The organism is Blastococcus jejuensis, from assembly GCF_039534705.1.
GTDB classification, from domain to species: domain Bacteria; phylum Actinomycetota; class Actinomycetes; order Mycobacteriales; family Geodermatophilaceae; genus Blastococcus_B; species Blastococcus_B jejuensis.
Window position 1 is genome coordinate 25,785 of sequence record NZ_BAAAVV010000019.1, and the last position, 11,731, is coordinate 37,515.

General features: G+C 73.1%; 9 protein-coding genes. 6 read left to right on the top strand and 3 right to left on the bottom strand.

What is annotated here, in order from left to right:
- Positions 1–46 precede the first annotated feature (46 nt).
- On the top strand, positions 47–1,330 hold the full coding sequence (locus ABD644_RS21690) for a hydroxyacid-oxoacid transhydrogenase (protein WP_344691256.1): 1,284 nt from the start codon (positions 47–49) through the stop codon (positions 1,328–1,330).
- A gap of 7 nt (positions 1,331–1,337) precedes the next feature.
- Here the strand turns inward: ABD644_RS21690 and ABD644_RS21695 are convergent, their stop codons facing one another.
- A complete protein-coding gene (locus tag ABD644_RS21695) occupies positions 1,338–1,745 on the bottom strand; it encodes a PaaI family thioesterase (RefSeq protein ID WP_344691258.1) in 408 nt (135 codons plus the stop codon).
- Between the two features lie 272 nt (positions 1,746–2,017).
- Between ABD644_RS21695 and ABD644_RS21700 the strand changes: the two genes are divergently transcribed.
- Together ABD644_RS21700 and ABD644_RS21705 are read left to right on the top strand one after the other, a co-directional pair.
- The gene (locus tag ABD644_RS21700; RefSeq protein WP_344691260.1) at positions 2,018–4,060 is read left to right on the top strand and encodes a hypothetical protein; all 2,043 of its coding nucleotides are present in this window, start codon (positions 2,018–2,020) and stop codon (positions 4,058–4,060) included.
- Between the two features lie 206 nt (positions 4,061–4,266).
- On the top strand, positions 4,267–6,300 hold the full coding sequence (locus ABD644_RS21705) for an EAL domain-containing protein (RefSeq protein WP_344691262.1): 2,034 nt from the start codon (positions 4,267–4,269) through the stop codon (positions 6,298–6,300).
- 9 nt (positions 6,301–6,309) lie between these two features.
- Here the strand turns inward: ABD644_RS21705 and ABD644_RS21710 are convergent, their stop codons facing one another.
- Positions 6,310–6,711 carry a hypothetical protein gene (locus tag ABD644_RS21710; RefSeq protein WP_344691264.1) on the bottom strand — a complete coding sequence of 134 codons (402 nt, stop codon included), beginning with the start codon at positions 6,709–6,711 and terminating at the stop codon, positions 6,310–6,312.
- A gap of 141 nt (positions 6,712–6,852) precedes the next feature.
- On the opposite strand from ABD644_RS21710, the gene ABD644_RS21715 reads away from it, so the two are divergent.
- On the top strand, positions 6,853–7,515 hold the full coding sequence (locus ABD644_RS21715) for an LppU/SCO3897 family protein (RefSeq protein ID WP_344691266.1): 663 nt from the start codon (positions 6,853–6,855) through the stop codon (positions 7,513–7,515).
- Between the two features lie 4 nt (positions 7,516–7,519).
- Here ABD644_RS21715 and ABD644_RS21720 read toward each other — a convergent pair whose 3' ends face one another.
- On the bottom strand, positions 7,520–8,413 hold the full coding sequence (locus tag ABD644_RS21720; protein ID WP_344691268.1) for a hypothetical protein: 894 nt from the start codon (positions 8,411–8,413) through the stop codon (positions 7,520–7,522).
- 367 nt (positions 8,414–8,780) lie between these two features.
- Here ABD644_RS21720 and ABD644_RS21725 point away from each other — a divergent pair, with 367 nt between their 5' ends.
- Together ABD644_RS21725 and ABD644_RS21730 are read left to right on the top strand one after the other, a co-directional pair.
- Positions 8,781–9,767, top strand: a complete 987-nt coding sequence (locus ABD644_RS21725; protein ID WP_344691270.1) for a DUF4349 domain-containing protein — start codon at positions 8,781–8,783, stop codon at positions 9,765–9,767.
- Positions 9,768–9,928: 161 nt separating this feature from the next.
- Positions 9,929–11,713 carry an HSP90 family protein gene (locus ABD644_RS21730; protein ID WP_344691273.1) on the top strand — a complete coding sequence of 595 codons (1,785 nt, stop codon included), beginning with the start codon at positions 9,929–9,931 and terminating at the stop codon, positions 11,711–11,713.
- Positions 11,714–11,731: the final 18 nt, after the last annotated feature.

Here is an 11,731-nt window from a genome sequence, read left to right on the forward strand (position 1 = left end):
GCGCGCCCAGCGCCGGGACCCACCGCCCGGCCGTCCAGGGGGACCCATGAGCACGCCGACCACGCCCGAGTCCGTCTTCACCTACGGGGCTCCGCAGCTGAAGTTCGGCAACGGCGCCTCCGACGAGATCGGCTACGACCTGAGCCGGTACGGCGTGCGCCGGGTGCTCGTGGTCACCGACCCGGGCGTGGGCGCGACCGGGCTCCCGCAGCGGGTGGCCGACCAGATGAAGCAGTTCGACATCGAGGCCCACGTCTTCGACGGGGCCCACGTCGAGCCGACCGACGTCAGCCTCGAGCACGCCGTCGCGCACGCCCGGGAGACCGGCCCCTGGGACGCGTTCGTCGCCGTCGGCGGTGGCTCGAGCATCGACACGGCCAAGGCGATCAACCTGCTCACCACCAACGACGGCGAGCTGATGGACTACATCAACGTGCCCGTCGGTCAGGGGCGGGCGCCGTCGACGCCGCTCAAGCCGCTGGTCGCCGTCCCGACGACGACCGGGACCGGGTCGGAGAGCACGACGATCTGCGTGCTGGACGTGCTGTCGCTGAAGGTCAAGACGGGGATCAGCCACGGGTGGCTCCGCCCGACGCTGGCGGTCATCGATCCCGACCTGACGTTCACCCAGCCCCCCGGCGTGACCGCCGCCGCGGGCATGGACATCCTCTGCCACGCCCTCGAGAGCTACACCGCCCGGTGGTACACCACCTACGACCGCAAGGCGCCCGAGCAGCGTGTGCCCTACTGCGGCTCGAACCCGATCTCGGACATGTGGTCGGAGAAGGCGCTCACCCTGCTGGCCGGCTCGTTCCGCCGGGCGGTCCGGCACGGCGACGACGCCCAGGCCCGGGCCGACATGGCGATGGCGGCCACCTTCGCCGGGATGGGCTTCGGCAACGCCGGGGTGCACATCCCGCACGCCAACGCATACCCGATCGCCGGCCAGGTGAAGGACTTCCACCCGAAGGACTACCCGGCCGACGAGCCGATGGTGCCGCACGGGATGTCGGTCGCCCTGACCGCGCCCGAGGCGTTCCGCTTCACCTTCGACGCGTCCCCGGAGCGGCACCTGCGGGCCGCGTGGCTGCTGGCGCCCAACGCCGGCGAGCCCGCCGACCCCGCGGAGTTCCTGCCCACGGTGCTCGCCGACCTGATGCGCGACATCGACATCCCCAACGGCATCGGCGCGGTCGGGTTCACCGACGGCGACATCCCCGACCTGGTCGCCGGGACGATGAAGCAGCAGCGGCTGCTCGCGACCTGCCCGAAGGAGGTCACCGAGGAGGACATCGCCGGGATCTTCCAGCGGTCGCTCTCGCTCTGGTGAGCGGCGCTCAGCGCAGCGGGACGACGCTCTTGGTCACCTGAGCCGCCGCCACGACCACGCCGTCGACGCTGGCGTCCGCGCGCAGGAACGCGACCGCCCGGCCGCGGCGCAGCACCGTGCCCGTGACGTCGACCCGGCTGCCGGCCGCGACCGGGCGCAGCAGGGACACGGTGAGGTCGTGCGTGACCGCGTGCTCCTCGGGGGCGAGGTGGGGGAGCAGGGCCAGGTAGCAGGCGGTGTCGAGCAGCGTCGTCACGACGCCGCCGTGGAGCACACCGGCCTGGTTCTGCGCGCTGGGGCCGACCGGGAACCAGATGCCGGCCGACGGGTCGGCCTCGTCGCGCAGCTGCATGCCGAGAAACCGGTTCAGCGGGATGTCGAGCACGCTCTGGACGCGGGCGGTGGTGTCCGGCACACCCGGAAGCTACCTCGCGTGCGAGGGGTGCTCCCGCCTATACCAGTAGCACGCAGTGAAGTCACTACTACAAAGCGTGAGATTGTGAGTTTACGTTGCTAACCAGTCCGGCGTCGTCGGACCGGCGGCACCAGCCGTCCGATCTCACGAGAGTGTCCGGGTCCCCCGGGAGCCGGACTGCGAGAGGCGCGCACATGCGACAGTTCACCAGCAGGCTGACGGCGGGATCCGCCGCGGCTGCACTCGCCGTGGTCGGGTTCGCATCCCCGGCCATGGCAGATCACTCGACGACACCGCCCGACGACCCGGGCAGCGCCGGCGACGCCACCATCACCGTGCCGATCAACGACTCCGCCGCCGGCGGCACGTACTACCAGCCGTTCGAGCAGGCGTACGCCGGGGAGACCCCGGACGGCACCCCCGTCTACGTGTACGTGCCGACCGGTGCCCTCGACGGGGTGGCGGGCGTGCACAGCCTCGACCCGGCCTTCGACCCGACGCCCGGGGACGAGTTCGAGCCCTGCGGCCAGGGCGCGGAGGACTACGTGATCACCCAGGAGCAGATCGACTACCTGGGTGACGAGCTGGCGGACCGCATCGTCGCGTCCGACGAGGCGCACTTCGGCGAGATCGGCTCGGCCGGCGCCAGCGGGGACGCCCTGGTGACCCTCGTATACAACGTGCAGGACGAGAACTACTACGACTGCGCCGAGACCTCCTACACCGCCGGGTACTTCGCCCCGGGGTACATCGACGAGTCGGGCACGAACGTCATCGTCATCGACGCGTTCGACTGGGCCAACCGCGTGGGTGCCGACCCGAGCTCGGCGCCCTGGGGCGACGGGGACCCCGACAACGACAGCCCCGAGCTGTACGAGGGGGTCATCGCCCACGAGCTCGAGCACCTGCTGATGAACTACGCCGACCCGGGCGAGCTGTCCTGGGTCGACGAGGGCCTGGCCGACATGGCGGCGTTCCTCGGCGGCTACGACATGACCGGCAGCCACCTGACCTACCAGCAGGTGTTCCACCGGGAGACGTCGCTGACCCGCTGGGGCGGTGGCCTGGAGAACTACGGCGCCTCGTTCAGCTACTTCGCCTACCTGTGGGAGCAGGCCGGCGGCAACGGCGGCGACGACTTCACCCCTGACGCCGAGTACGACGACACCGCCGGTGATCTGCTGATCAAGCGGATCTTCGAGCACGAGGCGGACGGCATGGCGGGCGTGCAGGCCGCGATCACCGAGTTCAACGCCGAGACCGGCTCGGACCTGCGCTCGGCCGAGGAGCTGTTCCGCGACTGGGCCGTGACCATGTACCTCGACGACGAGGACTCCCCGAGGTGGGACCTGGCGAGCTTCGACCTCGGCCCGGCGTCGGGTGGCTGGACGATCGACATCGCCAACTCGGAGTTCTGGGACGACCGGGGCAGCTACCAGGGCGCTCAGCCCGAGAACAAGTGGAGCCGCGACCCGCACCGGCCGGCCGGTGACGCCGTGCCGTTCGGCGTCTCGTACGAGAAGTTCCGCAACCCCGGCCCGCGGGTGTCGCTCGAGTTCGACGGCGAGGACGAGACCTCGGTCGCGCCGCACACCGGGGACACGCACTGGTGGGGCGGGTACGAGAGCCAGTCGGACAAGGTCCTGGACCTCACCACTCCGGTGCTCCCGGGCCAGACCGTGTCCTTCTGGAACTGGCACTTCATCGAGGAGGGCTGGGACTACGGCTTCGTCGAGGCCCTGGTCGGCACGGAGTGGCAGACCGTCGCGGTCGAGCTGGCCGGGACCGATACCGTCGTCTCCTCCGACGAGGACCCGCACGGCAACAACACCGAGGGCAACGGGATCACCGGCACCTCCGGCGGCGAGTACTTCGTCGACGAGCCGGAGTACCTGCAGTACGAGGTGACGGTGCCGGCGGGGGCCACGGACCTGCGGTGGCGGTACTCGACCGACGCGGCCTACCTCGACACCGGCTGGTTCATCGACGACGTCGCCGTCGCCGGTGTGCCTGCCGCCGTGTCCTCCAGCGACTGGGTCGAGACCGACGGCGTCCAGGACAACAACTGGACCGTCCAGGTGATCTCGGCGTGCGACCTGACGCCGGGGGAGACGACGGAGGGCGAGCTGACCGACGACGCCGGCAACCACGTCTACCGGTTCGACGGTGACCTGATCACCACCTACCCGCTGGACACGAAGTGCGCCAACGGCCCGAACACCGACTTCGTGGTGTCCGTGTCGAACCTGCCGACGGGGGACATCACCGCCCTCGACGCGGAGTACGACTACTCGGTCGTGAAGCGCAACAAGTAGCACCACCTGCATCCGTGGGGGCCGGGACGCGACGTCCCGGCCCCCACGGTCGTCCTCGGGGGGACGGCGCGGTCGGCCGTGGCACCGCCGCCCGGACGTGGTGCAGCCGACAGCCGGTGCCCCCCGAATGGGTCGACTGTGCTCAAGAAGACGCCCGCGCGGCCGAAACCGGAGAGGTGACCAGCCGTGCGATCCGGGGAGCCGGCGTGCCTGCGGCCGACCCCGCGCAACGGGCGTGGGGCGACCACCGCTCTCCTCTCGTGCCGCTGCTGATCCTCGGTGCCGTGGTGGGCGCCGCGCTGACGACGGGCAGCGCGACGCTCCCGGCCCTCGAGGCGTTCCTGCCGATCAGCCTCGCGGTCGTCTGCTGCTTCGACCTGCTCAGCGTCGTGCTCCTCCTGGGCCAGTTCCTGAACACCGGGCGGGCGCGGTCGCTGGTCCTGGCCTGCGCCTACAGCGTCTCGCTGGTGACCCTGCTCGGCCGCGCGGCCACGTTCCCCGGCGCGCTCGGCTCGTCCGGGGTCGCACTCGACGTGCCCGCTTCGACCCCCTCCTGGCTGTGGGTCGTCTGGAACCTGCTCTTCGCGCCGCTGCTCGCCCTCGCCATGGCGCCCTGGCCGAAGGGCGCCCGGCAGAACGTCCACTCCAGCCGACGGCGCCGGGTCGGTGTCCTGGCCATGGCGGCCTCGGTCGCCGTCGGAGCGCTCGCCGTCGCCGCGGTGGTCGGCTTCGCCGAGCGGTTGCCGGTGCTCATCGACGGGGCCGACACCAGCGAGCTGACCCGCGTCGCCGGTCCCGTTCTGCTGCCGGTCGTGGGGATCGCCGCGTGCGTCGCCGTCGCCGGTGCCTGGCGGCGCACCGATCCCGAACGCTGGGCGGGCCTGGCGGCCGCGGCCGCGCTGGGCGACGTGCTGCTCACGCTCACGGCCGGTGCCCGGTACAGCGCCGGCTGGTACACCGCCCGCTCGCTGACCATCGTCTCGGCCGGCGCCATCCTGTTCGCCCTGCTCGCGGAGTTCAACGGGATCCGCCGGCGGCTGGCCGACGAGGGCGAGCGCCTGCGGGTGATGCTGGACCGGACCGACCGGCTCGAACGGCTCCAGCACACGCTGCTGGGACACATGGCCGACGGCGTGCTCATGTGGGGCCGCCACGGCGAGGTCGTGGCCAGCAACCCGGCCGCGCACGCGCTGCTCGGCGTGAGCGGGCAGCAGATGCCGACGGTGGGACCGGCCGATGCGCGGTGGCAACTGCGCCGGAGCGATGGCTCACCGTGGGCCGGTGGCGAGACCCCGATGGCGGCGGCCTTCCGCTCGGGTACGGGCGGTCAGGAGATCCTCGGGGTGCGGACGGCCGACGGCACGTCGCGCTGGCTGACGGTCAAGACCGCGCCCGTGCTGGGTCCGGGCGGCTCGGTGGAGTACGTGGTCTGCTCGATGAGCGACGTGACCGCCGAGCACGGCGCGGCCCAGGCCGCCGCCGAGGAGCAGCGCATGCGGCGGACGCGGATCGAGGCGGTCCTCGCAGCGGGCGGTCCCACGATGGTCTTCCAGCCCATCGTCGAGCTGGCCACCGGTGCGACGGTCGGCGTCGAGGCGCTGGCCCGCTTCCCCGGCCGGCCGGAGCGCCGCCCCGACGAGTGGTTCGCCGAGGCGGCCGGCGTCGGGCTGGGCGTGGAGCTGGAGCTGTGCGCCGTCCGGGACGCCCTGGCCGCGCTGGACCGGCTGCCCGCACACGCCTACCTGTCGATCAACGTCGGGCCGACGGCCGTGACGGCCCCCGAGCTCCGGGACCTGCTGCGCGGCGTCCCTGCCGGCCGGGTGGTCCTCGAGCTCACCGAGCACGTCGGGGTGGAGGACTACACGGCGCTGACGACGGCGCTGGACGCCCTGCGCGCCGAGGGCCTGCGACTCGCCGTCGACGACGCCGGCTCGGGTTTCGCGTCGCTGCGGCACATCCTCAATCTGCGTCCCGACCTGATCAAGCTCGACGGTGCCCTGGTCGCCGGCATGGACGCCGACCCCGCCCGGCGGGCGCTGGCCGGCTCGCTCATGGCGTTCGGGGCGGAGATCGGTGCCGAGGTCATCGCCGAGGGGATCGAGAACGCGCGGGAGGAGGCCGTGCTGCGCCGGCTCGGCATCCGGTTCGGCCAGGGCTTCCACCTGGGGCGTCCCGGAGCGCTGGGGGACGACGTCGTCCCGGCGGCGGCGCGCGGCGTCGACTCGTACTCCGGCGCCTGACCGCCGGGCTCAGCCTCCGAGGACCTCCCGCCACCGGGCGGCCGCCGCCCGACCGACGCCGATGTCGGCGAGCCCGCGGAGGGCGTGCACGTCGTGCCAGGTGCCCGAGAGGGTGGCGAACACGCCGATGCCGGCCGCGAGCAGGGACGGATCCGGGGCGGGCATGCCGTTGGGCCGCACGAAGGTGATCTTGTGGGACCGGCCCGCCGCCGTCAGCTTGACCCCGCCGCCGAACCAGTGCCAGGGCCAGCGCACGTCGGTGACCTCGGCCAGCGGCACGTCGAACACCGGCTCGTCGGCCAGGAACGTCAGCCGGCCCTCGCCGGTGCCGAGGAAGCCGGGCACGTTGCGCAGGCCGCCGATCAGCCAGGCCGGGCTCACCAGGAAGCCCGTCGCGGGCGGTGTCGCCACCGGTCTCCTCCGTCCTCGGCGCCTCGTCCGGGCGCCGTCCGGAGCGACACGATAGGGCCCGCGTACCCACCGGGGTGCCCGTCCGCGTGGCGACCGTGAGTCATGATCAGCGGCACACGTCGTCGAACACCTGGAGGACCCATGACCACGCCCGGCTCGAACGGCCCGGGAGAGCAGCCTCCCGGGGGGCCGGCCGGATGGGGTCAGCCGGCCGGCCCGCCGCAGCAGCCCTCCGGTGCACCGCAGCCGCCGCAGGGGCCGCCGACCCCGGGCTCCCACCCGCCGCCGCAGGGCCAGTACCCGCCGCCGCAGGGCCAGTACCCGCCGCCGCAGGGGCAGCCCGGCCAGCCCCCGCCCGGCCAGTACCCGCCGCCGCAGGGGCAGCCCGGCCAGCCCGCGCCCGGTCAGTACCCGCCGCCCGGGCAGTTCGCCCAGGGCCAGGGCCAGCCGTGGAACCAGGCGACCCCGCCGGCCGGCAACAACGGCAAGATCCTGGCGATCGGTGGGGCGGTGCTCGCCGTCCTCGTCATCGCGGTCCTCGCCTTCGCCTTCCTCGGTTCCGGCGACCCGGAGGCGGGGGACTGCCTGAAGGAGGACGGCCAGGAGCTCGCCGTCGTCGACTGCGACGACTCCGAGGCCGCCTACCGGCTCCTCGGCATCCAGGACGGTCAGCAGAGCTACGACGAGTACCAGGCAGACCCGAACACCTGCCAGGCCTTCCCGGAGAGCACCCAGTCGTTCTGGGTCGGGGAGAACGGGGACACGACCGGCCAGGGCGACGTCTTCTGCGTGACGACCGTCTGATCGGTCACTGACCGGTCGGCTCCGGCAGCGGCTCGTCGTCGGGCTGCTCCGGGTCGACCGGCGTGCACGTCGGGGGCGGGTCGACCGTGGTCGTCCCGTCCTCGGGCTCCTCGACGGCGTCGGTGGGTTCGGTGACCACGACGTCGGGGTCGGCCGGGACGTCGGGGACGTCGCTCGGCTCGGCCGGGCAGGGGTCGACCGGGCACACCTCCGGCGGGGGCGCCGTGCCGTCATCGGGTGGCGCGGCCCCGTCGTCGGTCACGGGCTGCTCGCCTGTCACGGGCTGCTCGTCGGCGGGCACGACCTCGCCGGGCACCTCTTCGCCGGGCACCTCGGCCGCCGGGTCGCAGCCCGGCTCCTCGGCCGGCGGCCCCTCCGCAGGCGGTTCCTCGCTGGGTGGCTCCTCCGCGGGCGGTGCCTCTCCGGTCGGATCCTCCCCGGCCGGTTCCTCGCCCGGCGGCGTCTCGCCCGAGGGGGTCTGGTTCGGCGTGGCCGACGGTGACGGGCTCGCGGGGTCGCCGTCCTGGTTGCCCGCGGGCGCGCTGGGCGGCTCGGGGTCCCGCGGAGCCGCGGGGGCCGTGGGTCCGCTGCCGGTCGGCAGCGCCGGCGTCGGCGGGGGTTCGACGGCGAGCACGTCGACGTCGGCGGTGTCGGTCGCTGCCGGAGTGGGGGTCGGGAGGCCGAGCAGCGTGATCAGCTGCTCGAAGCCGGGTGCCACGACCCCGATGGTCGGGATCTCGAGCGGCCCGGCCGCCGGACTGCTCTCGCTGGCCAGTGCCGTGCCCTGCGTCGCGGGCGGGACGGTCGCGTGGGGGACCGGGGCGGCGGTGACCGGGATCAGGCCCTGCAGGGCACCGACCAGCGCCGCGACCGTGAGGACGCCGGCGCTCCCGCCCACGACGGGCACCGCCCGGGACGGCTTCGGGGGAGCGTTGTGCCTGCCCACCGCGACCACCGCCCCTCGGAACGTCTGGCGCCATCCTCGGCACCCGTGCGGGCGCGGGTCTACGGGTATCGCTACGGGGCCAACCCGGAACCCCCAGTCCCGGGTGTCGCGGACGGCGTGGTCCGGGCGAACCGTCCGAACGCGGTGACTGTCCGTGGCCGGCGGCCCAGCGGACCTGCCGCCGGGGTGAGAGCCGTGATCGGGACGGCGGGTCCGAGTGGATCGCCGTGCACCGGCGTCCGATGCTCCGGTCCGTCCAGCGTCACGATTGGGCATCGGCCCTGGTCGGCCGCCAGATCACGGGCCTACCGTCCGCAGCGTGAGGCGCTTCCTCGGGACGGCGGCCACGGCGTTGGCCATGGCGGTGCTCGTCGGCTGCTCGGGCTCGGGCCCATCCGGCTCGGACTCCGGCGCCGTGGGCGGCGGCTCCGACGGGGGCGCGGTCGTCCCCGGGGCCGGTCCGGGGAGCCCCGAGGCCGGGCCCGACAGCCCCGCCGACCCCGACCGACAGGTCGTCACGACAGCCAGGGCGTCGCTGGCCGTCGAGGACCCGGCCGACGGTGCCCAGCGAGTCAGCGAGCTCGTGGAGTCCGCCGGCGGCCGGGTCGACGAGCGCAGCGAGCACGCAGGATCCGGGGAGAACGGGGACGCCGTCGCCGACCTGGTGGTGCGGGTGCCGGCGGACGAGCTGACCGACCTGCTGGCCGACCTGGAGGACCTCGGTGACGTCGAGAGCGTGTCGGTGTCCCGCTCCGACGTGACGGCCACGGCGGTCGACCTGGACGCGCGGATCTCGGCGCTGCAGAGCTCGGTGGCGCGGCTGCAGGCCTTGATGGACCAGGCGGCCACCCTCGAGGACCTGCTGGCGGCCGAGCGAACCCTCTCCGAGCGGCAGGCCGAGCTCGAGTCGCTGCAGTCCCAGCGGTCGCTGCTGGCCGATCAGGTGGAGCTGTCGACGCTCAGCGTGCACCTGGAGCCGTTCGGCGTGGCGCCCGCCGGAGGACCGGACGGGTTCCTCGACGGGTTCGGCACCGGCTGGCGGGCGCTGGTCTCGGCCTTCGGTGCCACCGTCGTCGTCCTCGGCATCCTCCTGCCGTGGCTGGCGGTCGCCGGGTTGCTGACCGCGGGAGTCCTGGTGCCGGTCCGCCTGGCGCGGCGGCGGACCTCGGTGGCGCGGTCCCAGCCGCAGCCGCAGCCGCAGCCGCAGCCGCAGCCGCAGCCGCAGCCGATGCCGCCTCAGCAGGGGCCACAGCCGCCGCCGCAGCCGATGCCGCCGCAGGGGCCGCCGGCGCCGCCACAGGGATGAGCGACGAGTCCTGCCTCCGACGAGCCGCTGAGCTGCCCGACCTGTCCCTGCCGGCCGCCGCGCACGCCCTCGGCCTGTTACAGCTGGGGCCGGTGCTAGACCGGGGGCGCCGCCCGGGCGGCCTCACGGCTATCGACCGATGCTCCGCCTAGCCTCTGGCGGTGCCGCATGCCTTCCGGGTCGATTTGCGGGGCGTCATCGACCTGCTCTCCTCCCACCTGTACAGCTCACCCGACGTCTACGTCCGCGAGCTGATCCAGAACTCCGTTGATGCCCTGACCGCGGGACAGATCCCGCCGTCCGTCGGGGCCGTCGTCGTGGAGTGCCACGAACGTCCGGGGAGTCCTCCGGTTCTGTCGATCGACGACGAGGGCATCGGACTGACGGTCGATGAAGTCCACGAGCTGCTGGCGACCATCGGGTCCTCGTCGAAGAGGGACAACCTGCTGGAGCCCAGCCAGGACTACCTCGGACGCTTCGGGATCGGTCTTCTGTCGTGCTTTCTGGTGAGCGACGAGATCCGGGTCATCACGCGGTCGGTCCGTGGAACGCCGGGAGTGTCCTGGCTGGGGCATAGCGACGGAACGTACGACCTCCGCGAGCTCGACGAGACGGAGGGGCGCAGCCGTCCCGGCACGACGGTCTGGCTCACTGCGCGAGCGGGCTTCGAGGATCATCTGCGACCGGACACCGTCCGGATCCTCATCTCGCGCTACGCGAATCGGCTCGAGCAGCCGATCGTGCTGCGTACGTCTTCCGGCGAGGAGGTCATCGGCGGTGGCCCGCTGCCCTGGACGGAGCGGGGGCGGGTCGACCTCCTGGACTGGGCGCAGGCCGAGTTCGGCGAACGCTTCCTCGACGCCGTTCCGCTGGAGCTGCCCGCCGCCGGCCTGACGGGCGTGGCGTTCGTGCTCCCGGAGAGTCCGAGCCCGGCCGCGCGGCAACGGCACCGGGTCTACCTCAAGCGGATGCTGCTCTCGGACACAGTCGACGGACTCCTCCCCGACTGGGCCTTCTTCGTGCGCGTCGTCATCGATACCAGTGCCCTGCAGCCGCTGGCTTCCCGTGAGGCTCTGTACGAGGACGCGACCCTGGCGGCAGTCCGGGACGGGTTGGGGACCGCGCTCCGGGATTGGCTGACCGGGCTGGCCCAGGGCGACCCCGGTCGCCTCCAGGCACTCGTGCGCGTGCACGCCCTCGCGCTCAAGGCACTGGCGGTGCACGACGACGAGCTGCTGAGGCTCTTCCTCCCGTGGCTGCCGGTCGAGACGACCCTCGGGCGGATGACGCTCGAGGAGGTCCTCCGCCGTGGGCCGGTTCGGTACGCATCCTCGACCGAGGACTTCGGTCAGATGGCCCAGGTGGCCACGGCCGAGGGAATGTGCCTGGTCAACGGCGGCTACACGTATGACGAGGAACTTCTGATCCGCCTTCCGGACGTCCTGGTCGGTGTCGACGTCGAATGCGTTCAGCCGGAGGACCTCGCTGCGGTCCTCCGCCCGGTGTCGGCGGGCGATGAGGCCACGGCCCAGGCGTTGACGCGCCGGTGCGGACCGGTGCTCGAGCCGTTCGCCTGCGGCGTCGAGGTGCGTGACTTCAGCCCCTCTTCTCTGCCCTGCCTCTACACGGCGGGTGACGACGCCCGGTTCGCCCGCGAGATCGGCGAGACGGCCCAGGTCGCGGGGACGTTCTGGGGGCCTGCCTTGAGTCGCATCGAGGCTGCGGCGATCGACCGTCGGGAGGCAGTCCTGGTCCTCAATTGGCGGCACCCGGTCGTCCGACAGTTGGCGGGTCCAGCGGCTGACGACGTGCTGAGGACCGCGCTCGAAGTCCTCTACCTGCAAGCCCTGCTGCTCGGCAGGCATCCGTTGCGGGGCCGGGAGTCGGCCCTGTTGTCCGGCGCTCTGGGGCGTCTCGTCGAAGGGAGCCTCGGTGGCCCGCGCTAGGTCTGTCAGGTCGCTGCT

Coding starts and splice junctions, on each gene's coding strand:
- ABD644_RS21690 (WP_344691256.1), top strand. CDS start 47: ATGAGCACGCCGACCACGCCCGAGTCCGTCTTCACCTACGGGGCTCCG.
- ABD644_RS21700 (WP_344691260.1), top strand. CDS start 2,018: ATGGCAGATCACTCGACGACACCGCCCGACGACCCGGGCAGCGCCGGC.
- ABD644_RS21715 (WP_344691266.1), top strand. CDS start 6,853: ATGACCACGCCCGGCTCGAACGGCCCGGGAGAGCAGCCTCCCGGGGGG.